This is a genomic window from Actinoplanes siamensis, from assembly GCF_016862395.1.
In the GTDB taxonomy this organism is placed as follows: domain Bacteria; phylum Actinomycetota; class Actinomycetes; order Mycobacteriales; family Micromonosporaceae; genus Actinoplanes; species Actinoplanes siamensis.
Genome location: NZ_BOMW01000087.1, coordinates 12,148 through 34,594 on the forward strand (window position 1 = coordinate 12,148; position 22,447 = coordinate 34,594).

Annotated in this window: 16 protein-coding genes; 10 read left to right on the plus strand and 6 right to left on the minus strand. The window is 71.4% G+C overall.

All coding sequences use genetic code 11. From position 1 onward, the window contains the following. Positions 1–143 precede the first annotated feature (143 nt). From Asi03nite_RS34735 to Asi03nite_RS34745, 3 genes are read left to right on the plus strand one after another with little or no spacing between them, the layout of a single operon-like run. Positions 144–1,490, plus strand: a complete 1,347-nt coding sequence (locus Asi03nite_RS34735) for a lysine N(6)-hydroxylase/L-ornithine N(5)-oxygenase family protein (protein ID WP_203684759.1) — start codon at positions 144–146, stop codon at positions 1,488–1,490. A 41-nt stretch (positions 1,491–1,531) separates the two neighbouring features. Next, positions 1,532–2,296, plus strand: a complete 765-nt coding sequence (locus Asi03nite_RS34740; RefSeq protein ID WP_203684760.1) for a thioesterase II family protein — start codon at positions 1,532–1,534, stop codon at positions 2,294–2,296. After that, positions 2,280–3,377, plus strand: coding sequence for an aminotransferase class III-fold pyridoxal phosphate-dependent enzyme (locus Asi03nite_RS34745; protein WP_203684761.1), 1,098 nt, complete (start codon positions 2,280–2,282; stop codon positions 3,375–3,377). Before Asi03nite_RS34740 ends, Asi03nite_RS34745 begins: the two co-directional genes overlap by 17 nt. An 86-nt stretch (positions 3,378–3,463) precedes the next feature. On the opposite strand, the gene Asi03nite_RS34750 is transcribed toward Asi03nite_RS34745, so the two are convergent. Then, entirely contained in the window at positions 3,464–4,132 is a 669-nt protein-coding gene (locus Asi03nite_RS34750; RefSeq protein ID WP_203684762.1) for a DUF4097 family beta strand repeat-containing protein, read from the minus strand. A gap of 228 nt (positions 4,133–4,360) precedes the next feature. On the opposite strand from Asi03nite_RS34750, the gene Asi03nite_RS34755 reads away from it, so the two are divergent. After that, positions 4,361–5,095 carry a MarR family transcriptional regulator gene (locus Asi03nite_RS34755; RefSeq protein WP_203684763.1) on the plus strand — a complete coding sequence of 245 codons (735 nt, stop codon included), beginning with the start codon at positions 4,361–4,363 and terminating at the stop codon, positions 5,093–5,095. 83 nt (positions 5,096–5,178) lie between these two features. Here Asi03nite_RS34755 and Asi03nite_RS34760 read toward each other — a convergent pair whose 3' ends face one another. Further along, on the minus strand, positions 5,179–5,943 hold the full coding sequence (locus Asi03nite_RS34760) for a thioesterase II family protein (RefSeq protein WP_239103143.1): 765 nt from the start codon (positions 5,941–5,943) through the stop codon (positions 5,179–5,181). 529 nt (positions 5,944–6,472) lie between these two features. Between Asi03nite_RS34760 and Asi03nite_RS34765 the strand changes: the two genes are divergently transcribed. Then, complete coding sequence (locus Asi03nite_RS34765; protein ID WP_203684765.1) at positions 6,473–9,580, plus strand: AfsR/SARP family transcriptional regulator; 3,108 nt, start codon at positions 6,473–6,475, stop codon at positions 9,578–9,580. Between the two features lie 430 nt (positions 9,581–10,010). Here Asi03nite_RS34765 and Asi03nite_RS34770 read toward each other — a convergent pair whose 3' ends face one another. Further along, the gene (locus Asi03nite_RS34770) at positions 10,011–10,265 is read right to left on the minus strand and encodes a hypothetical protein (RefSeq protein WP_203684766.1); all 255 of its coding nucleotides are present in this window, start codon (positions 10,263–10,265) and stop codon (positions 10,011–10,013) included. Between the two features lie 226 nt (positions 10,266–10,491). On the opposite strand from Asi03nite_RS34770, the gene Asi03nite_RS34775 reads away from it, so the two are divergent. The 3 genes from Asi03nite_RS34775 to Asi03nite_RS38690 all read left to right on the plus strand — a co-directional run bounded on the left by Asi03nite_RS34775 (position 10,492) and on the right by Asi03nite_RS38690 (position 15,558). Beyond that, positions 10,492–10,830, plus strand: a complete 339-nt coding sequence (locus Asi03nite_RS34775; RefSeq protein WP_203684767.1) for a hydroxyisourate hydrolase — start codon at positions 10,492–10,494, stop codon at positions 10,828–10,830. Between the two features lie 109 nt (positions 10,831–10,939). Beyond that, positions 10,940–12,679 carry a 2-isopropylmalate synthase gene (locus Asi03nite_RS34780; protein ID WP_203684768.1) on the plus strand — a complete coding sequence of 580 codons (1,740 nt, stop codon included), beginning with the start codon at positions 10,940–10,942 and terminating at the stop codon, positions 12,677–12,679. Between the two features lie 116 nt (positions 12,680–12,795). Then, positions 12,796–15,558, plus strand: coding sequence for an AAA family ATPase (locus Asi03nite_RS38690; RefSeq protein ID WP_203684769.1), 2,763 nt, complete (start codon positions 12,796–12,798; stop codon positions 15,556–15,558). Here Asi03nite_RS38690 and Asi03nite_RS34790 read toward each other — a convergent pair. Beyond that, the gene (locus Asi03nite_RS34790; protein ID WP_203684770.1) at positions 15,441–16,352 is read right to left on the minus strand and encodes a 4'-phosphopantetheinyl transferase family protein; all 912 of its coding nucleotides are present in this window, start codon (positions 16,350–16,352) and stop codon (positions 15,441–15,443) included. The two genes, Asi03nite_RS38690 and Asi03nite_RS34790, sit on opposite strands and share 118 nt — an antisense overlap. A gap of 191 nt (positions 16,353–16,543) precedes the next feature. Then, positions 16,544–16,786: a DUF5988 family protein gene (locus tag Asi03nite_RS34795; RefSeq protein ID WP_203684771.1), complete on the minus strand. Its 243-nt coding sequence runs from the start codon at positions 16,784–16,786 to the stop codon at positions 16,544–16,546. Between the two features lie 498 nt (positions 16,787–17,284). Here Asi03nite_RS34795 and Asi03nite_RS34800 point away from each other — a divergent pair, with 498 nt between their 5' ends. Continuing rightward, positions 17,285–18,793: a glycosyltransferase family 2 protein gene (locus tag Asi03nite_RS34800; RefSeq protein ID WP_203684772.1), complete on the plus strand. Its 1,509-nt coding sequence runs from the start codon at positions 17,285–17,287 to the stop codon at positions 18,791–18,793. Positions 18,794–18,916: 123 nt separating this feature from the next. Here Asi03nite_RS34800 and Asi03nite_RS34805 read toward each other — a convergent pair whose 3' ends face one another. Then, complete coding sequence (locus tag Asi03nite_RS34805) at positions 18,917–22,081, minus strand: bifunctional cytochrome P450/NADPH--P450 reductase (protein WP_203684773.1); 3,165 nt, start codon at positions 22,079–22,081, stop codon at positions 18,917–18,919. A 79-nt stretch (positions 22,082–22,160) separates the two neighbouring features. Between Asi03nite_RS34805 and Asi03nite_RS38695 the strand changes: the two genes are divergently transcribed. Then, the gene (locus tag Asi03nite_RS38695) at positions 22,161–22,295 is read left to right on the plus strand and encodes a hypothetical protein (protein ID WP_275409520.1); all 135 of its coding nucleotides are present in this window, start codon (positions 22,161–22,163) and stop codon (positions 22,293–22,295) included. The last annotated feature ends 152 nt before the right edge of the window (positions 22,296–22,447 follow it).

Sequence of the window (22,447 nt, forward strand, 5' to 3'; positions counted from 1 at the left end):
TCGCCCTCCCGGGCACCGGATTCCGCTCACTGACGCGAGGGTTCCCCGGCCGGCAGCCGCCGGCCGGGGAACCCTCCCGAACCACTATTGCCGGCCGACATGCGAGAGCCCTTCGTACGGCCATGTCATCAGGAGAGGTATTCATGACTGATCGTGCACCCGAGATCTACGACGTGGTCGGCATCGGATTCGGTCCGTCCAACCTGGCGCTCGCCATCGCCCTGGAGGAGCGCGGGCTGGCCGGGCCCCAGAGCGGGATCAGCAGTCACTTCTTCGAGCGTCAGCCCCGGTTCGGCTGGCACCGCAACATGCTGCTGCCGTCGACCACCATGCAGATCTCCTTCCTCAAGGACCTCGTGACGTTCCGCAACCCGACGTCGAGGTTCAGCTTCGTCTCCTTCCTGCACGCCTCGGGACGCCTCGCGCGGTTCGTCAACAACCAGGACTTCTTCCCGACCCGCCAGGAGTTCCACCAGTACCTCGAGTGGGCCCAGGCACAGGTCGCCGGCCGCGTCTCGTACGGCTCCCAGGTGACCTCGATCCAGCGCGCGCCGCACGCCGGCGCCGCGGCGCCGGAGCACCTGCGGCTGACCGTGGCCGACGTCACCGGGCAGCCCGCCCGGGTGGTCCGGGCGCGCAACGTGGTGATCTCGACCGGCCTGTCCCCGCGGATGCTCGACGGGATCGAGAGCGACGACCGGGTCTGGCACAGCTCGGAGTTCCTGCACAAGTTCCACCGCATGGACCCCCGCGGCCTGCGCCGGGTGGCGGTGGTCGGCGCCGGCCAGAGCGCCGCCGAGATCACCCGCTTCCTGTACGACAAGCTGCCGCACGCCGAGGTGTCGGCGATCCTCCCGTCCTACGGCTACTCCGTCGCGGACGACACCCCGTTCGCCAACCAGATCTTCGACCCCGCGGCCGTGGACCACTACTACTTCGGCTCCGCGGAGACGCGCGAGGCGTTCTGGCGCTACCACAGCAACACGAACTACTCGGTGGTCGACGACGAGGTGATCCGCGACCTCTACCGCCGGACGTACGACGACGAGGTGCACGGCGTCGAGCGTCTGCACTTCGTCAACCTGACCAGGGTCGCCGGCGTGCGGCGCGCCGGCGCCGAGACCCGCGTGACCCTGCGCTCCGGCCCCGACGGCGAGGAGCGCGAGCTGGAGGTGGACGCGCTCGTCTGCGCGACCGGCTACAGCTCGATGGAGCCCACCACCCTGCTGCGCGACCTCGAGCGGCACTGCCTGCGCGACGAGGCGGGCCGCTATCGGATGCAGCGCGACTACCGCATCGCCACCGCCCCGGAGCTGGCGTGCGGCGTCTACCTGCAGGGCGGCACCGAGCACACCCACGGGCTGAGCTCCTCGCTGCTGTCCAACGTCGCCGTGCGCAGCGGCGAGATCGCCGACTCGATCGTCGCCCGGGGGCTGGAGCAGGACGCTCAGCGCACCCTGCTCAGCGAGGCCGGGGTCGGCATCAGCTGACCGGGACACCCGGCGCCGTCACGGGGAGAGGAGATTGTTGGATGAGGACTCTGACCAAGGACCGGTGGATACGCCGCTTCCGGGACGGCGACGGGTGCACCACGAAACTCGTCTGCTTCCCGCACGCCGGCGGCTGGGCGAGCGCGTACCGCACCTGGCCATCGGGCCTGCCGGCGGACGTCGGCGTGCTCGGCGTCCGCTACCCGGGCCGCGAGGACCGGGCCGGTGAGCCGTTCCCGTCCACTCTGGAGGCGCTGGCGGACGACCTGGCCGAGGCGCTGGAGCCGGTCGGGGAGCGGTTGGTGTTCTTCGGCCACAGCATGGGCGCCTCGGTGGCGCACGAGGTGGCCGTCCGCCTGCACCAGCGGGGGCGTCCACCGGCCGCGCTGTGCGTGTCCGCGCGGCTGCCCCCGCGGTCGCTGGCGCACCAGCCGCGCTTCGGGGGCACCGACGACGAGATCATCGCGGAGATCGTGCGGCAGGACGACAGCCGTACCGAGGTCTTCGCCGACCTCGACCTGCGCGCCTTCGCCCTGCCGGCGATCCGCGCGGACCTCGAGCTGGTCAACGAGTACCGCGGCGGGCGCGGGCCCGCGCTGGACTGCCCGGTGTTCGGCTACGTGGGCACCGACGACCCCGCGATCAGCCGGGACCAGATGCGCGGGTGGGCGGACGTCAGCCGCGGCTCCTTCCGGCTCCGCGTCTTTCCCGGCGGGCACTTCTACCTCAGGGACGAGGAGAGCAGGCTGCTGGCCGCCATGGCGCAGGACTGGAGTCCGGGGGGCCGGTATGCCACCTCGCGGTGAGGGCGGCGGCGCGATGGTCGTCGACGACGCCGGCCGGGAATATCTCGACCTGCTCGGCGGGATCGGGGCGAACGTGCTGGGCCATGCCCACCCGGCGGTCGCGGCGGCGGTGTCCGCGCAGGGCGCCGCCGCCCGGCCCGGCCCGGACAGCGCCGCGGCGGGGCCGGCTGCCCTGCTCGGCGAGCTGTTGCTGGCCCTGACCGGTCCCGGGCGGGTGTTGTTCACCGGCTCGGGCGGGCAGGCGTACGAGACGGCGCTCCGGGTCTCCCGACGCACCGGACGCGGCGAGGTGGTGACGGCGGCCGGGAGCTTCCCGGACGCCCCGGGGATGACCGGTCGGCCGGTCACCCAGGTCCCCTTCGGCGATGTCGCGGCGTTGCGCGCCGCGGTCGGTGGCGCCACCGCCGCGGTGGTCCTGGAGCCGATCCAGGGCGCGTACGGCGTGGTGGTGCCGCCCGCCGGCTACCTGACGGCGGCCCGCGAGATCTGTACGGCCGCCGGCGCGCTGCTGGTGCTCGACGAGGCCCGCACCGGTCTCGGGCGGACCGGGTACTGGTTCCACCATCAGAGCGAGGGTGCCGAGCCGGACCTGCTCACCCTGGCCGGCGGACTGGGCGGCGACCGGCCGCTGGGCGCCTGCCTGGCGTTCGGGGCGGCGGCCGAGCTGCTGACCCCGGACGTCCCGGCGGCGGCGGCCGGGGGTGACCCGCTCGGGTGCGCGGCCGGGCTCGCGGTGATCCGCACCATCGCCGGCAAAGGGCTGCTCGACCACGTCAGGCGGGTCGGCGACCGGCTGCGCGGCGGCATCGAGGCCTTGGCGCACCCGCTGATCGCCGGGGTGCGCGGCGCCGGTCTGCTGCTCGGCATCGTGCTGACCGAACCGGTCGCCGCGCCGGTGACGGTCCGGCTGCGCGCGGCCGGGTTCCTCGTCGAGGCGGTCCAGCCCGCCGTGCTCCGGCTGGCGCCGCCGCTGATCCTCACCGCGGCCCAGGCCGATGCCTTCGTCGCCGCGCTTCCCCCGGCGCTGGGCGACGTCCCGGAGGCGCCCCGTGTCCGGGTGCTGGTGCGCGACGCGGCCTGACCGGCTGCCCGCGCGTCCCGGCCGGTGGCGCCGGCCCGGTGTCCCGCAGCAGATCCGGGCCGCGGGACACCGGTGCGGTGCCTGCCTCACAGGCTGCGGGCGGTGATGTCACCGTGGTTGGTGGTCGCGTGGATGGTCAGGGCGGTGGTCCCGTCGGCGTTCTTGAGCGCGTTGTGGATCCGGCCGTACCTGGTGCCGGCGTCCAGGGACGCGGAGACGTCGCGGGCGGCGCCGACCGAGATGTCGCCCTGCTCGGTGCGCAGGGTGACGGTGCCGCTCATGGCCTCGGCGATGTGCAGATCGCCCTTGCGGGTGGTGAGCTCGGCAGGACCGGTGAGGCGGCCGACCGAGACGTCGCCGGACTGCAGGGTCAGGCGGGCACTGGCGGTCTCGTCGAGCTTGACCGAGCCGTGCGCGCCCTCGAAGGCGACGTCGCCGAGCCGCCCGACGCCGCGGAACTCGGCGCTGGCCGTCCTGGCCTCGACCCGGGAGCCGGCCGGCAGCTGGACCGTCACCTCGACGGACCCGGGGTTGCCGAGGGCCCGCCTCGCCGCCTCGCCGGCCTCGATCCGCAGCACGCCGTCACCGAAGGCGACGTCGACGGACTCCGCGGCCTTGACGTCGCGGCTCTTGGCGGCGTCCGCGGGCCGGACCTCGACCGTGGTGTCGGCGCGGTCCGCGGCGATGAACTGGATGCGTCCCGCGGGGATGTCGAGGACGGCGGAGACGGGGGCGGGGGTGGGGAAGTTCTGCATCGGAGGCTCCTTCGATCGCTTGTTTCTGACAACGGAAACGCTACGTTGTGTTCGCGGATTCGGCAACATTGTCGTTGCGTTCAGCACGGAAGTTCGCAGTTCAGAGCCCTTGTTTCATTGCAATGGCTACGAAACTAACGCAACGGACCTGCGAGAGATCGTTGCAATGAAGGGAGGTGAACGCTATGGTGGGCGCAGGTGCAACCACGGGACGTCAAGGAGGCCGCGATGCCGGGAGGCAGGCTCACGCAGCAGGAACGCCAGCAGATCACCCTGGGGCTGGCCGACGGCCTCTCCTACGCGGAGATCGCCCGGCGCCTCGACCGTCCGACCTCCACCGTCACCCGTGAGGTCATGCGCAACGGCGGCCCCAACGCCTACCGCGCGGACCTCGCCCACCACGCCACCGAGCACCGCGCCCGCCGCCGCCGCAAGGCCACGCCCGGGCACTCCGGCACGCACCCGCAGCCGCACGGGCGCGACGCCGAGGCGGTGCGTGAGTACGAGGCCACCTTCGCCACCGTGTTCATGGAGCAGGGACTGCCCAAGATGACGGCCCGCACGCTGGCCGGCCTCTACACCACCGACAGCGGCAGCCTCACCGCCAGCGAGCTCTCGGCACGCCTACAGATCAGCCCGGCGTCGGTCTCCAAGGCGATCGCGTTCCTGGAGAACCAGGGCCTGGTCCGCCGGGAGCGCGACGAGCGGCGCCGGGAACGCTATGTGGTCGACGACGACGTCCTGTACCAGTCCATGATGGCCAGCGCCCGGGCGACCGCCCATCTCGGTGAGATCGCCCGGCAGGGCGTGGGCGTCCTCGGCCCCGGCACCCCGGCCGCCGCCCGGCTGGAGAACATCTCCCGCTTCGTCGAGTTCGTCTCCGAGAGCATCGCCCGTGCCGCCGGTCAGGCCCGCGACATCCTGCACAGCAAGCTGGAGGCGACCCCGCGGAGCGAGACCTGAGAGGTCGTCCGGCGGCCGGCAGGCAGCCCCGGAGACCGGCAGCACCCGGGCCGGCGCGCCCGGCGGCCCGGGTCCGCGCGAGCTCAGCCGAGCGCGGTCGGGACCAGGGCGAGCCGGCGCCGGATCTCCGCCAGGACGGCGGCGCGGTGGGTGGCCACGAAGAAGTGGCCGCCCGGGTAGGTCAAGCACGCGAAGCCTCCGAGGGTGTGGCCGTCCCAGGCGGCTGCCTCGGCGGCGCTCACCACGGGGTCGTCCCGGCCGGTGAACACGGTGATCGGGCAGCGCAGCGGCGTGCCCGGGGTGACCGGGTAGGTCTCCACCGCGCGGTAGTCGGCGCGCAGCGCGGGCAGCGCCATGGCCCGCACGTCCGGATCCTCCAGCGCGTCGGCGACGCCGGTGTCGGCATCGAGTTGCCGCACGTGGGCGATGAGCCCGTCGTCGGTGAGCCGGTGGACCGCCTCCGTCCGGCCCCGCGACGGAGCCCGCCGGCCGGACGCGAACAGGTGGGTCAGCGGGTGGCCGGCGCGCTCCAGCAGGATCGCGGTCTCGTAGCCCACCAAGGCGCCCATGCTGTGCCCGAACAGGGCGACCGGCTGGGGGCCGAGGGCGGCCACCTGCCCGGCCACCGCCTCCGCGAGGGCGGCCACGCTGCTGACCTGCGGTTCGCCGTGCCGGTCCTGGCGCCCGGGATACTGCACGGCCACGACGTCGACGGAGCCGGCCAGCGCCGCCGAGACCGGGTGGAAGAAGCTGGCCGAACCGCCCGCGTGCGGCAGGCAGACGAGCGTGACGCCCGTGTGCGGCCCGGGGTGGAACCGCCGGAACCAGCGCGGGTCGGGCGCGGTCACGCCGACCACCGGGCCCGCGGCCGGAAGCTGAAGGTGACGTCGGAACTCACAAGGAACCTCCTGGAGCGGCGGCGGTGCCGGCCGGCGGCACCCCCTGTGGACAGTGGTCCACCACGAGGACCGCCACCGTCTGATCCTGCATGCCAGCCACATTAGGGTCGGTGTCGGCGCCCGGGGACCCCTTTCGTCCGTGGTGGCGCGAGGTCCGGGGTACCTCGTAGGGGTTCGGCGACGGGCGACCCCCGCGCGGGCCGCGGGCCGGCGACGCTCCGTAATCTTCGCCGCGGCGCAATCGGTTGAATGGTCAGTCGGGCACTGGACTAAAGGTGCGGTTCGGTGAGCGGCCTAGCGGTGGCCGAGGATGGCTTCGTAACCTCAGAAAGACACACATACGGGGGAGTGCAGTGTGGACTGGTCACCGAAGCATGGGCAAACGTGGTGAATCGCGACGTGGCGGCCACGGACACGGGGTGAACATGGCCACCCCATCCAGGCGAATACGTCCTGGTGTCCCGAAGTAGGCGGGCCGATGGAATTCCGTGTGCTCGGTCCGCTCGAGGCGGTCGATGACGACGGGCGGCGCCTCGACCTGGGCGGCCATCGTCAGCAGATCGTGCTCGCCAGCCTGACGCTCGAACCGGGCCGGGTGGTCTCGGTCGGCAGGCTGGTCACCGCGGTCTACGGCGAACGGCCGCCCAACAGTGCACGGGCCCAGGTGCAGATCTGTGTCTCGGCCCTGCGCCGGCTGCTGGCCGCCAACGGGCGGCCGGAGGCGATCGTCACCCGCACCCAGGGATACGCGCTGGAGGTGCCCGACGACGAGGTCGATTTGCAGCGCTACGAGTCGCTGCTGACCCGGGCGGGCGCGGCCAGCGACAAGGACGAGGCCGTGCGCCTCTACCGTGAGGCGCTGCGGATGTGGCGCGGCGTGCCGCTGGAGGGACTGGAGAGCGATCCGCTGCGGGCGGCCGCCGACCGGCTCGTCGAGCGCCGGCTCACCGCCACCGAGGAGTGCATCGACCTCGAGCTCGGCCTGGGCCGGCACGGTGACCTGATCGCCGAGCTGACCGGTCTGGTCGCCGCCCATCCGCTGCGCGAGCGGCTGCGCGGTCAGCTGATGCTCGCGCTCTACCGGTCCGGCCGGCAGGCCGAGGCGCTGGAGTGCTACCGCTCGGCCCGCCGGATCCTGATCGAGGAACTCGGCCTGGAGCCAAGCGACCGGCTGCAGCAGCTGGAGAACTCCATCCTCAGCTCCGACGCCGGGCTGAGCCTGCCGACCACCCGCGAGACGGTCGAGGCCGGGGTGATCGTCGTGGCCGAACCGGTCGCCATCCCGCCGCTCCCGCCCCCGCTCCCGCCGCCGCTCCCCGAACCGGTGCCGCCCGCCGGCGACGCGTCCGGCCTGCCGGGCACCGGCGGCGGGCCCAGCATGCTGCCCACCGACATCGCCGACTTCACCGGGCGTGCCGAGCAGATCGAGGAGATCCAGGCCTGGTTCGCCGAGGCCGCGGACAACCCGGCCCGGCTGGCGGTGCCGATCGTCGTGGTCGCCGGCAAACCCGGCATCGGCAAGACGTCGCTGAGCGTGCACGTCGCGCACCGGCTCGCCTGGCGGTACCCCGACGGCCAGCTCTTCGCCGACCTGCACGGAGGCGCGTCCCGGCAGGCCAGCCCCACCCAGGTGCTGGAACGGTTCCTGCGCACCCTCGGCGTGCCCGGCAACAAGATCCCGGACGGGCTGGAGGAACGCGCGGAGATGTACCGCGACCTGCTCTCCGACCGGCGCATCCTGATCGTGCTGGACAACGCCGGCAGCGAGACGCAGCTGTTGCCGCTGCTGCCCGGCAACCCCAGCGCCGCGGTGCTGGTGACCAGCCGCCGACGCCTGGCCGGACTGCCCGGCGCCGAGCACATCGAGGTCGACGTCTTCGACTCCGCGCAGTCCATCGCGCTGTTGTCGCGCATCGCCGGCGGCGACCGGGTGCAGTCGGAGACCGACGCGGCCGCCGAGCTGGCCGAGCTCTGCGGGCAGTTGCCGCTGGCGCTGCGCATCGCCGGTGCCCGGCTGTCGGCGCGCCCGCACTGGACGGTCGAGCAGCTGGCCAGCCGGCTGGAGAACGAGTCGCGCCGGCTCGACGAACTCAAGCACGGCGCCCTCGGGATCCGGGTGAGCATCTCGCACACCTACGACAACATGGAGGAGAAGGCCCGCCGGCTGTTCCGCCTGCTCGCCCTGCTCAACTTCCCGGTCTTCGGCGGCTGGGTCAGCGCCGCGCTGCTCGACCAGCCGCTGGTCGACGCGCAGGACCTGCTCGACGAACTGGTCGACGCGCAGCTGGTGGAGATCACCGGCACCGAGGGCGGCCTGCGTACCCAGTACCGCTTCCACGACCTCATCCGGGTCTTCGCCCGCGAGCGGCTGGCCGTGGAGGAGGCCGCCGCCGAGCGTGGCGCCGCGTTGTCGCGGGTGCTCAGCGCGCTGCTCTTCCTCGCCGAGCAGGCGCACGGGAAGCTGCACGGCGAGGACACCCCGCAGGTGCACAGTCAGGCCGAGCGGTGGGCGTTCTCCCCGAAGGTGGTCGCGCGGGTCCTCCGTGATCCGATGGACTGGCTGGAGCGCGAGCGCCTGACCCTGGTCGCCGGCGTGCGCCAAGCGATGAAGGTCGGCCTGGTCGAGGTCTGCTGGGACCTCGCCTTCACCGCTGTCACGCTCTTCGAGTCCCGGATCTATCTCGACGACTGGCGCGAGACGCACCGGGTGGCCCTCGCCGCGTGCCGGGCGGCCGGCGACCGGCGCGGCGAGGCGGTGATGCTCTACAGCACCGGGTCGCTGGGCATCGTCGAGAAGCGGTTCGACGAGGCCCGGGCCAGCCTCGAGCAGTCCGAGCTGCTGTTCACCCAGCTCGGCGCCGAGCACGGTGCCGCCCTGGTCAGCCGGCACCTGGCCTATCTGGACCGGATCGCCAGCGAGTTTGACAGCGCGACCCGCCGCTACGGGAAGGCGCTGCGGGTGCTGCGCGCCGCTGGTGATCTGACCGCGGCGGCGTACGTGCTGAACAGCATGGCGCAGGTGGCGTTGGAGGACGGCAACCCGGACGAGGCCAAGCGCATCCTGCCGGAGGCGCTGGAGCTGAGCCGGCGGGCCGGCAGCCGGCGCATCGAGGCGCAGGTGCTGCACCGGCTGGCCGACGCGCACCTGACCGCCGGGGACCACGCCGCGGCCGTGACGGCATTCGAGGAGACCCTGGTAGTGGTCCGCGAACTGGCTGATCCGATCGGCCAGGCGTACGCGTTGCACGGGCTCGGCCTGGCCCACCTGCGCGCCGGTGACCAGGAGCAGGCGAGGACCGCGCTCAACGAGGCGCGGACGCTGGCGGCCGGCACCGGCGAGCGGATGATCGAGGCGCGGGTCGAGCGGAGCCTGGGCGAGTTGGTGCTGACCATCGGCAAGGCGCCGCAGGCGGTGGTGCACCTGCACCGGGCGCTGGGCCTGTTTCGCACCATCCAGGCGCCGGTCTTCGAGGCCAAGGTCCTGACCCTGCTCAGCGAGGCGTACGCCGCCGCGGGCGGGGGCGACCAGCTGTTCGCCGACCCGCCGGCGGCCGACGCGCCGGCCGCACCGGCCGGGAAGGCCTGACCGCGACGAGGCCGTGGCACTGTCGCACGGCGCGACACCGCATTCGCGGTCCACCGTGGTGCACGAGGTCAGCTCTGCCCTGACCACGTAGTCCGGGCTGGCCGCGGCGCGCCCTCCGCCGCGCCGGCGGGCACCCCATCGGGCCGCGGCGCGGGCAACCGGGGGCCGGACCCCTGCGTGATGGCCCGCGCCCCGCGAAAGCCGGCCCTTTCCGCGACTGCGAACCCGGGAACAACCATTCCTGAGCCAGCCTGTTCCCCTGCATTATCGGGCCGGAGAGGGGTAGGGCCGAACCGGTTCCGGTGCGAGATGATCGGATACGAAATAACGGACGACAGGCGTATGGCCTGTCGTCCGTCGACTTGCTATAGCGGCCGTCCGGCAAAACGATCCGCATTTATGGCTTTGAATGCGCTTGGTGTGCTTCCGATCAGGTCCAGGGCCAGGTGTCGGCGTTCGCCGAGGCGTCGGTGGAGGAGGTCCAGGGCCAGGTGTCGTCGTCGGCCGCGGCGTCGGCGGGGGAGGTCCAGGGCCAGGTGTCCTCCGTGGTGGACGCGACGACCGTGCTGCCCGCGGCGTGCGTGGCGTCGTCGGCCAGGGCGACGGAGGCGCCGGTCAGGGCGAGCGCGGTTCCGAAAACGGCGGCGACGGCGACGGTGACGATGCGGGCGACAGACGAGCGCATGGTGGAACTCCGTTTCAGATGGGATTTCCCGGCTGCCCCGACGTTTGCTCGGCAGCGGTTCTGGAAATGAAGTTATGGCCCGTGCCCATTGAGGGGTTATCGAAATCCTTTCGGGTGCGCGATGGCGGTGACGATAGCCATTCAAATGCGAGGCGATAGCGGCCTGTTGAATGATCGCCTCAAGCAGGCGCCCGTGCAGTCGCGGACCAATGGGAACGAGAATTCGATGAACATCACCACGCAAGCCCTTGATGTCGTGTACGGTCGGCCCGCCGCCGGCATCCCGGCGCGGCTGGAACGGCGAGCGCCGGACGGCTGGGAGCTGATCGCGGGTGCGACCACCGACAACGACGGTCACATCCTGGACTGGGCCATGAAGCGGCTCGACCAAGGTGACTACCGCATCGTCTTCGACAGCGGCTCCTACTTCGCCAGCCTCGGCGTCGGCGTGGTCTATCCCGAGATCGCCGTGGCCTTCGCGCTGCTCGACGAAACGGACGCCTGCCAAATCCAGGTGCAGCTCGCGCCGTACTCGTTCTCCACGTTTTTCGGCGCCCGCAGCTGACCCATCCATCGGGGGCGCACCTCGCGCCAATGTGATGAACGCGCCACGGTGACAATCACGCCGCGGCGATGACCAAGGAGGACACGCCGTGCATTCTTTTCATGATGCGGTGACGCGCTATCGGCCGGCACCCCAGGCTTTGCTGCCGGACCGCACCTGGCCGGACCGCACCATCACGGCGGCCCCCCGGTGGCTCTCGACCGACCTGCGCGACGGCAACCAGTCGCTGGTCAACCCGATGAGCCCGGCGCGCAAGCTGAGCATGTTCCGGATGTTGGTGGAGATGGGCTACCGGGAGATCGAGGTCGGTTTCCCGGTGGCCAGCAAGGACGACCACGACTTCCTGCGCCTGCTCATCGAGAAGGACCTGATCCCCGAGGACGTCCGGATCACCGTGCTGGTGCAGGCCCGCGACGAACTGATCCGGCGCACCGTGCAGAGCCTGGCCGGCGCGCCCCGCGCCACCGTGCACCTCTACAACGCGACCTCACCGCAGTTCCGCCGGGTGGTGCTGGGTGTGGACCGCGACGGGTGCAAGCAGCTCGCGGTGCACGGCACCCAGCTGCTGATGAAGTACGCCGAGGAGAGCCTCGCCGACTGCGACCTGGGCTACCAGTACTCGCCGGAGCTGTTCAACGACACCGAGGCGGACTTCTCGCTGGAGGTCTGCGAGGCGGTGATGGACGTGTGGCAGCCGGGGCCCGGCCGGCCGATCATCCTGAACTTCCCCACCACCGTCGAGCGCACCATGCCCAACGTGTTCGCCGACCGGATCGAGTGGATGGACCGCAACCTGAGCCGGCGCCAGCACCTGTGCCTGTCGGTGCACCCGCACAACGACCGGGGCACCGGGGTGGCCACCGCCGAGATGGCCGTGCTGGCCGGCGCCGAGCGCGTCGAGGGCTGCCTGTTCGGCAACGGTGAACGGGCCGGCAACGTCGACCTGGTGACGCTCGGGCTCAACCTGTTCAGCCAGGGCGTCGACCCGAACATCGACTTCTCCGACCTGGGCCGGATCCGGCGCACCGTCGAGCACTGCACCGACCTGCCGGTGCACCCCCGGCACCCGTACGGCGGGGATCTGGTCTACACCGCGTTCTCCGGATCGCACCAGGACGCCATCAACAAGGGGTTCGCCGAGCAGAGCCGGGTGGCGGCCGAGGCCGGCATCCCGGTGGACGAGGCCGCCTGGGACATCCCGTATCTGCCGATCGACCCGCAGGACGTGGGCCGCGCCTACGAGAGCGTGGTGCGGATCAACAGCCAGTCCGGCAAGGGCGGGGTGGCGTACGTGCTGAGCACCCGCCTCGGGTTGCACCCGCCGCGGGAGCTGCAGATGGAGTTCACCGGCCTGGTGCAGTCCTGTGCCGACGCCGAGGGCGGCGAGATCGAACCGGAGCGGGTGTGCACGCTGTTCCGTGACGAGTACGTGTCGCAGCCGCTGATGGCGGTGCCGCTGTCGTTCGCCCACCCGGTGCCCGCGTACCTGCACATCGACGGCGCCGCGTTCACCGTCGGCGGGCAGCGCACCGACGAGCTGGAGCGGATCTCGCAGTCGCTGGCCCGCTGGGGCGTCGAGGTGCGCGCGGTGCACCGCACCGGCACCGGCCTGGCCGAGTCCACCGGTCTGGCGGTCTACGCGGAGCTGCGCGTCGGCGAGGAGACGCTGTGGGGCACCGGCGTCGAGGCCGACCTGCCGGCGGCCATCTCGGCCGCGGTGCGCTCGGCGCTGGCCCGCGTCGGCCGGACCACGCCGACTCCGGCACAGGTCGCGGCGCAGGCCCAGGACCAGGCACGGGCAGCGTTGCGGACGGCCGCTGTCGCGCCCCGCTATGCCCGCGCCGGGTGACGGAACCCCAGGGATAGCGCGGTGATAGGGGCAGGGGAGCGACCGTCCGTAGCGTCTTGGGTACCGGCCGGTCAGGAGTGGTCAGCCGGAGCCGCGATCGTAAGGGAAGGAAGATCATGAAATTGGTGGAGCGTGAGAAGGCGATCGCCACGCTGGACGGTCTGCTCGCCGCGGCTGTGTCCGGCAAGGGGCGGATCGCCGTCATCGCGGGCGCGGTGGCGTCCGGCAAGACCGAACTGTTGAATACGTACGCCGACCGGGCGGTCGAGCGCGACGCCTTGGCGATCACCGCGATCGGCTCGGACGCCGAACGCGACCTGCCGCTGGGCGTGATCAGCCAGCTACTGCTGGACGCGCCGCTGGTCCCCAAGGAGCAGCAGCGCGCGATGAACCTGCTCTACGAGGGGGTGCGTGCCGACGAGGGCGACAACCAGATCGACCCGCAGACCGTGCACGCCCTCTGCACCATCCTGCTGGAGCTGTCGCAGCGATATCCGCTGGTCATCGCGGTCGACGACATCGACCGCGCCGACCACGCCTCGATCGTCTGCCTCTCCTACCTGGCCCGGCGGGTGCGCTTCGCGCCGATGCTGATGCTGCTCACCCAGACCGAGCAGGGCCGCCGCGACCAGGTCGGTTTCGAGGTGGAGGCGCTGTGGCGCACCCCGCACGGCTCCCGGATCACGTTGTCCGCGCTGTCCGCCGACGCGGTGTGCGAGCTGGCCACCGACCAGGTCGGCGCCGCCGACGCCGAGCGGTGGGGGCCGGCCTGGCACCACCTCAGCGGCGGCAACCCGCTGCTGCTGCGCGGCCTGCTCGACGACCACTTCGAGGCACCGGTCACCGGCACCTCGCCGGGCAGCGAGCCGCCGGCCGGGGAGAACTTCGCCCGCGCGGTGATCTCGTGCCTGCACCGCAGCAGCGCCCGGGTGCAACGGGTGGCCCAGGGCCTGGCGGTCTGCACCGATCTCACCCTGATCGAGCAGCTCGTCCTGGTCGACGGCGCGCAGGTCAGCCCGGCGGTGCGCACGCTGACCACTGTCGGCCTGCTCTCCGGCGGGGACTTCCGGCACCCGGCCGCCCGGGCGGCGGTCCTGGCCGACCTCGACGACGTGGACCGGATAGACCTGTTCGCCCGGGCCGCGGTGCTCGCCCACCGGGGCGGCGCGTCCAGCGCCGTGGTCGCCGAGCACCTGGTCCACGCCGGCGAGTTCACCGAGGCGTGGGCGGTGCCGGTGCTGGAGGACGCGGCCCGGCAGGCGCTGCGCGAGGGCCGGGTGGCCGCCGCGGTGCGCTACCTGCAGATCGCTCTGCGGGCGTGTACCGACAGCCTGCGCCGGGCGCGGATCACCGCGACGCTGGTGCGCGCCGAGTGGCGGATCAATCCGAGTGCGCCGACCGGGTACCTGCCGGAGCTGGCCGCCGCCCTGCGCGGCGGGCACCTGCGGGGCGTGGACGCGCTGGTGCTGACCAAGGCGTTGCTCTGGCACGGCCAGTTCGCCGACGCCCGGGAGGCCTTCGAGCTGATCGGTGCGCACAGCGGGGAAGCCGACGCGGAGACGCTGGCCGAGCTGGTCATCACCCGGCCGCTGCTGATGGCGACGTACCCGTCGTTCCGGCCACTGGTGCACCCGGGCACGAAGCCACCGGCGGCGATGCCGACGGTGGCGGCCGGTCACCGGCTGGAAGCGGCGACCGCGCTGGCCGGGGTGCTCACCGACGGCCCGTCCGAGCGGGCGATCGCGGTGGCCGAACGGATCCTGCAGCACTCGCGTCTCGACGAGATGAGCCTGGACACCGTGGAGGGAGCGCTGCTGACCCTCACCTACGGTGGCCGCCCGGACAGCGCCGCGACGTGGTGCGACACGTTCATCGAAGAGGCCCGGATGCGGCGGGCGCCGAGCCGCCAGGCCCGGCTGGCCGCCATCCGCGCCGAGATCGCGATGCGCCTGGGCGACCTGACCGGGGCACGGCAGCACGCCACCGACGCGCTGACGGTGATGCCGTCGAGCAGCTGGGGTGTCGCGGTCGGGGGCCCGCTGGCCGTGCTGATCATGGCGGACACCGCGATGGGCGACTTCGGCGCGGTGCGCGACCACCTGGACCAGCCGGTGCCGGAGGAGATGTTCCAGACCCGCTTCGGGCTGCACTACCTCTACGCCCGTGGCCGGTACAGCGCGGCGATCGGCGAGCTGCCGCTGGCCCTGCGCGACTTCAAGCTCTGCGGTCAGCTGGCCGCGCAGTGGGGGCTCGACACGCCTGGCCTGGTGCCGTGGCGGATCGACGCCGCTGAGGCGCTGCTGCGGATGCGGGCCTCCGAGCAGGCCGAGCAGTTGATCGTGGACCAGCTGAACCGCTGCGGCGACGCCGAGCCGAGGGTCCGGGCCATGGGCCTGCGCCTCTACGCCGCCTGCAGCGAGCTGCGGCACCGGCCGATGTACCTGCGTCAGGCCGCCGACCTGCACCACGGCGGTGACGACTACGAGCTGGCCCGCACCCTGGTCGACCTGGCCAAGGCGTTCCAGTCGCTCGGGGAGTCGCGGCGGGTCGGCATGATCGCCCGGCGGGCCCGGATCACCGCCGAGAAGGCGGGCGCGAAGCTGATCCTCAAGGCGCTGGACCGGGAGGCCGGCTGGGAGGAGAGCCAGGCCGCCCAGGAGACGCAGCCGGACAAGGGACTGTCCGTCCTGAGCGAGGCCGAGCGCCGGGTCGCCGCGCTGGCCGCGGCGGGCTACAGCAACCGGGAGATCTCCGAGAAGCTCTACATCACGATCAGTACGGTCGAGCAGCACCTGACCCGGACGTACCGCAAGCTGAACGTGACCCGCCGCAGTGACCTGCCGGTGAGCCTCAGCCCGGAGTACTCCGCCGGCGTCTGAGCGGGCAGAGCGAAGGAAGGCCGCGCCCGACGGGCGCGGCCTTCCTTGCTTTGCACCGGACGGTCCGCCGGCCCGTCGTGCGGATCTGGCGGAACCTGAGCTCGACGACGGACGGCACGGGCGCCACGAGGGCGATGGCGCGCCACGACGGCGATGGCGGTGACCACCAGCCCCTGGGCGGCCAGCCAGCGCCCGCTGAAGCCGGTCAGCCTGCGGCCGTGCAGCTCCGGTCCGGCGACCGCCAGCTGGGCCTCGAAGGTGCCGGCCAGCGGGTCGAAGGTGATGTCGGCGTCCTCGAAGTCGAGCCAGGTGCCGGCCACCGGGAACCAGGCCTTGTAGACCGACTCCTTGGCGCTGAACAGCAACCGGTCCCAGCGCACGTCGGGGTGATCGCGCAGCAGCCTGTCCAGCCGGTCGCGTTCCTCGGGCAGCGACACGGCCGGCAGCACGCCGTCCATCAGCGGCTCGTTCGGCTCGGCGTCGATGCCCACGGTGGTGATGACGCCGGACTCGGCGAGCACGGCGGCGCGGTATCCGTCGCAGTGGGTGATGCTGCCGACCAGGCCGGCCGGCCACTGCGGTTCGCCGCGCGGGCCGGGCAGCACCGGAGCCGGAGCCCGGCCCAGCCGGGTCATCGCCTGCCGGGCGCACCAGCGGGCGCTGGTGAACTCCCGGCGCCGCTTGTCGACCGCCGGGCGGATGATCTCCTCCTCCTCCGGGAAGAGGAAGGCGTGCGGCCAATCGGTGAAGGTGTCGACCGCGACCGTGCCGGCCGGAAGAATTGCCTCGATCATGGCGTACCCGGAACCGAGGCTCGATGTCCGGGATCCACCGGCGATCGCCGCGGTGCGCTCTCGTCGTCAGTAGGCATGTATGGAAAGTTATCGGCCACCGCCGCGAGTCGGAACGCGCGGCGGTGGTTTCTCGGGCTGTACCGAGACGGTTACGGGACGGCCAGGGTCAGGCTAGGGGGACCGAGGCCGCGCTATTCCGCGATCTTCGTGCGCCGGGTCCAGGCGAACGGGGTCGGCTGGCCCTCCGCCAGCGGGTCCCGCTCGAAGTGCTCGTACCCTGCCAGGTAGGGAACCTTGATCCGGCCGTCCGCGAGTTCCGCGGCGGTGACGACGAATCGGCGCGGAATGTCGGTCGGGCCGCCTTCGAGACTCACCTCCACCGCATCCGCGCCCGGCACGGTCTTGCTCTTCGCGGGATATTCTTGGATGGACATCGGAACCTTCCCTCCCCAGTCGGGTCGAACTCTTCCGCCCTCCAGAATGCGGATCCGGCGACTGCGGAAGAACCCCTACGCACCCCGTCGGTGGCGGCGAATTCCCGACGCGATCCGCCGCGCCGACGCGGCCGTCGCTGCTCGGGCCCGCCGGCGGTGCGACCTTCGCCGTCGATGACGTCACCCCTGGTACTGCGACGGCACTCAGCGGAGTGGGTAGCCTGGGCGTTCGTAGTGGCTGAGGCGGGCTTGGCGCTGGCGTCCGCGGCTGACCGGCGCGCTCCGGGAACGCTGATCGGGACGAGCTGCCCGCTGTCCGCGCGGTCGTCGGGCCGGACGGTCGACCGTGCCGATCAGCGGCGTGCTGTTCGCGCCGCCGGAGGAAGGTGGCGAACGACGGCGTGCAAATTACGTGACAGGTATGTCGTCGTCTCGACGACGCGTCAGAATTTCACATCTGACGCATGTTGGTAAATACTCCCACGTAGCGTCTGCCCCGTGCTGATCACAATCATATTCCTGGCCGTTCCGATGCTTCTACTGCTTTATTTCGTTTTCTTCGCAGTTTACAACTACGCCTACGCGTTCGGCGCGGTGTCCCGGCGACGCCCGCCCACCGTGGCTGCGCGGACCGACGCTGCGGTCGCAGTCGTCATCGTGTCCTTCAACGAGCGCGAGGTGATCGCCGACACCGTGGCGGCGTGCGAACGGTTGTCCTACCAGAACAAGACCGTCATCGTCGGCGACGACTCCAAGGACCCCGGGACAATCGCACTGCTGCGCGGGCTGGCCGCCGAACGCGGCTGCGTCCGGGTGGACGACGTCAGCTATGCCGGCACCGACATCGAGCTGTGGGAGTCCGAGAGTTTCGTCCTCTTCCACCGAGCGGACAACGTCGGATTCAAGGCGGGCAACCTGTCCGCGCTGGAGCGTTATCTGCGGGAGCGGGGCTTCTCGCACATGTACCTCCTGGACGCCGACTGGCGTCCCCAGGCCGACGCGGTGGAGCGCTGCCTTGAAGTGATCGACGCCGATCCCACGATCGGATACGTGCAGACCAAGCGCCTCTACCACTACGGGCGGACCGACCATTTCCAACGCTGCGTGGCCCTCAACGAGGAGGCCTGCTACCTGTCCGACCTTCCAGGCCGGCAACGACTGGGCCACATGATCCTGTTCACCGGCTGTTGCGCCCTGTTCGACCTCCAGGCGCTCTACGCCGTTGGCGGTTTCCAGGCCGGTCACCTCACCGAGGACATCGATCTGTCCAACCGGTTCTACCTGGCCGGCTACCGGGGCGTCTACCTGGAGGGCGTGGCCAACGTGGGCGAGGTGCCACCGAATTACAAGGCCTTTCGTCGCCAGCAGGAACGGTGGGCGATCGGCTCGGCCCGTACCTTCCGGCAATACTTTCTGCCTGTTCTGCGCTCGCGACTCCGCCCGCGCACGAAGCTGAGCCTGCTGCGGCAGAACGCGTACTACACCGCCGCTCTCGGCGTCGAGGCCTCCATGCTGTGGAGCCTGCTCGTCGTCGCCCTCACGACCGTCGGCACCCGGGCGGGGTGGGCAGTGCCCGCTACCGGCGCGACGGCGCGGATCATCGCGTACGCGCTGGCACCGCTGGCCCTGTCGGCGTTGTTCAGCGGCGTCGCGCCACTCGTCGTGACCACGGTGAAGAAGCGTGAATGGATCAATCTGCTCTACATCCCGGCCGCCTGCTGGATCGCTCTGTCCGTGGTACACACCTACGCCGTCGCCAACATCAAGGGTTTCCGGGACACGGCACAGACCTGGTTCGTCACCCCGAAGACCAACCGCCGGAAGGGCACCGTCCCGGTCCGGGCCGCGCGGCGGATGCGGGCGGTCAACCTGGTCACCCTGCTCGCCCTGGCCTCCACCTATCTGGCCGTCTACCGCGACGCGCCGGGACCGGCGGCCCTGGCGATGGTCATTCCGTACGCGTTGCTGTGGGTCCCGTCCATGGTCATCGCCTCGCTCAAGAGCTGACGGCGGCTCGATGCGGGCACGGCCGGGCCAGGTGTGATGTCCAGCCGCGAGGCCGACGCCCTCGGCGCGGACACCTGGTGCAGTGCCCGCGCCGAACCGACCCCGATTCCGGGTACGCCCGGGTCAGGCGAAAACGTCCTGCTGGTAGCGACCCGATTCTTCCAGCGAGCGCAGCCACTGCTCGGCCTGCTCCGGCGTCGACCCGGTGCGCCGCTGGTGCAGCGCCAGCAGTTCCCCACGGACCGCCGGTGCCATCCGGGCGCCGTCGCCGCAGAGGTAGACGTGAGCGTCGCGTTCCAGCAGATCCCACAGCTCGTCGCCGGCCGCGGCCAGAGCGTCCTGGACGTACCGGTGCGGGTGTCCCGGCACGGCCGAGAACGCCAGGTGCAGGTCGGCGACGCCGTCGGCGGCCCACTGCTGCATCTCACCGCGGTACAGCCAGTCGTGCTCGGGGTGCCGGCAACCGTAGAACAGCTTCGCCGGACCACGCTCGGCGAGCAGCGCGCGTTCCTGCAGGAAGCCACGCAGCGGGGCGAAGCCGGTGCCCGGTCCGATCAGGATCATCGGGGTGGCCGGGTCGGCGGGCGGACGGAACGGCGGGGCCGGGACACGCACGTGCCCGAAGAACTGGTCTCCGGGCTGGAGCCGGGCCAGGTACTGCGAGCACATCCCGCGGTAGCGGCCGTTGCCGGTACGCGACGGCCCATCCACCAGCCCGACGGTGACGGTGACCAGCGACGGATCGATCTTCGGCGACGACGAGACGGAGTAGAACCGCGGCTTGATCGTGCCGACCAGCTCCAGGAAGACACCGAACGGGAGCTCGATGGCCGGGAACCGTTCCAGCATGCCGAGAACCGAGACGCGCTTGGCGAACACCTCATCGGCGTACGCCTGACGCGCCTCGTCCGTGTCCGCGGTCCAGGCCGCCAGTTGCCGGGACGTCCACGGGCAACCGGTGTGCTGGGCCAGCGTCGCGATCTGGCCCCGGGTGGCCGGATCCTGTAGCTCGACGAAGTCGGTGAGCAGCAACTGGGCGGTGACCGGCACGTCGATCGGCAGGCCGGTCGGCCGCTCGCCATCCTGGCTCAGCCGTACCACCAGCTCACCGGAGACCCGCAGCGTACGCAGCGCCCAGCCGACCAGTTCCGGGTCGTTCTTGGCATAAACGGCCAGGTGGTCTCCAGCAGCGTAGGAGACACCCGCGGGCAGGCGTACGGTGATCGACTTGACGCCTGCCCGGGGCGTCTCGCTGTTGAAGTTCCAGAGCCCGGCCGGGTCACTGACCAGTTCCTCGACGGAGACCACGGTGATCGGGTACGCCTGCTCGGACACCACCGCCGGCCGCACCTGGTCCTCGCCGAGCACTTCGACCCGGTATCGCGGGCCCGCGGCGCCGGTGGGCGAACTGGCGCCGTATTGCGCGGCGAGCGCCGTCCACAACCTGTCCAGCCAGGCGGTGGCCATGCCGTCGAAGTCGCCGGCCGCGTCGGTCTCACCGCGTTCCACCACCGGCGTGGCACCGGCGGCTTCCAGCTTGGCGGCCACCCGCCGGGGGTACGCCTGATAGGTAGCCCACTGGGTGTTGCCGTTGCCGAGCACCGCGTACCGGACACCGGTCAGGGCGCCGGCCGGGATCGTCAGGTCGTCGAAGTGCTGGGCGTTGTCCGGCGCCTTGCCGTTGTAGCTGGACGTGACGACCGCGAGCAGGCCGTCGGCGGGCAGGTCGCCAGCCAGCTCGTCGAGGGTCTGCACGGTCACGTCGAAGCCGGAGCGCCGGGACCGGTCGGCGAGCTGCTGGGCCAGGTCCTCCGAGGTGCCCAGGTTGGACCCGTACGCCACCCGCATCCGTACCCCGGTGGCCTGGACCTGCGCCGCCTCGGCAGCCGCGGCCTGCGCGGCGGTCGGCGACGCCGCGAGGCGCTCGTGGTCCTGCCGGACCCGTACCCGCAGCCGGAAGCCCTCGGGTTTGATCGTCAGGGTCTGCTTGATCTGGAGCTGGTACCCGGCCGGGTCGGAGATCGCGAAACGCCGCAGGAGCATCGCGAGTGCCAGCCGGGCCTCGGTGAGCGCGAACTGGCGGCCGATGCAGGCCCGTTCACCGTTGCCGAACGGCTTGTAGGCGTGCGGGTGGTGGGTGGCCTTGCGCTCCGGCAGCCACCGGTCGATGTCGAAGGCTTCCGGGTCCGGCCAGGCGGCCGGGTCGGTGTGCAACGGCTTCATCAGCACGGCGATCTTCTGGTGCGCCGGGATCTCGTACTTGCCGGCGAGCGTGGTGGCCTTCCGCGACGCGAGACCGATGCCCGGGATCGGCGAGAGCAGCCGCAGTGTCTCGTCGAGGATCCGGGGAATCACGTCCAGCTTCATGATGGTCTCGTACGTCGGCACGGTGTCGCCCGGCAGCATCCGGTCCACTTCGGCGTAGGCCTGGGCCAGCACGTGCGGGTTGCGCAGCAGCAGGTGCAGCGCGAACGACAGGGTGCCGCTGGTGGTCTCGTGGCCGGCGATGAGGAAGGTGAGAACCTGGTTGCGGATGTTCTCATCGGACAGGGCCTCACCGGTGACCGGGTCGGTGGCGTCCAGCATGAGCCCGAGCAGGTCATTGGCTTTCTCCCCGCTGGCACGCCGGACGCGGATCACCTCGTCGACAGTTTCCTGCATGACGGCGATGTCGGCCCGGTAGGCGGCGTCCGCCCGGCGCTTGAGACCGGTGACCACCGGCAGTTGCCGCGTCCGGTTCATCGCCTCGGTGAGCGCGTTGCCCATCGCCTGCAGGAACGGGTGCAACTCGGGCTTGTCGAAGGACTTGAACGCCTGCCCGAACCCGGCGAGCGTGATGGTGTCGAGCGCCAGCCGCGTCATGTCGTCGCTGACGTCCACCTCGCCGCGCGCTTCCCACGCTCGCACGAGGTCCGTCGCCACCTCGAGCATCTGCGGGAAGTACGCCTTCATCGACCGCTGGCTGAAGGCCGGCAGCAGAATCCGGTGCGCCTGGCCCCACACCTCCTCTTCCCCGCGCGCGGTGAACAGCCCGTCACCGGCGAAGTCGCGGACGTGCGCCAGCGGGGGGTCGATCGGCTTGTAGAAGCGCGACTCGTCACAGACCTCGGCGACCAGGTCCGGGTCGTAGACGAAGATGACGTGCCGGCCGGCCAGGTTCAGCTTGAACAGGCCGCCGGGATTCTGTGCGGCGAGGTCGGCGAAGAACCGATGTGTGCCCTCCACCGGCACCTGCAGTCCATTGCCGACGATCGGCAGCCCGCGTGGGGTGGGAATCGCGGCGCTCACAAGGGGCCTCCTCAGCCGTACGGTGTGGCTGGGAACCTTACGGCGCGGTGCGGGGGCCGGAAAGCCAGATGATCAGCGTTTGACCAAGGACACAATTCTGGAAGCTGGTCCATCGATTGTGGATACCGACGGAATCGGCGCGCTCACCATGCGCAACCCGCTGCTGAGCTGGGTGTCGGCCCAAGTCGCGTCGGCTGTCATGCAATTTTTGTAATCCGGTACTTGCCCACCGTAATTTGGTTCGGTAAGACTTTCCCGTCGAGCTTCGCGCCATTCTGGGGCCGGCGGCGCGCCGAGGTCACCGCCTCCACGGACGTGCTCCGCAGGTCGCTCTTGACGCTCCTCGACCTTGTCCGCTGTCCGCAG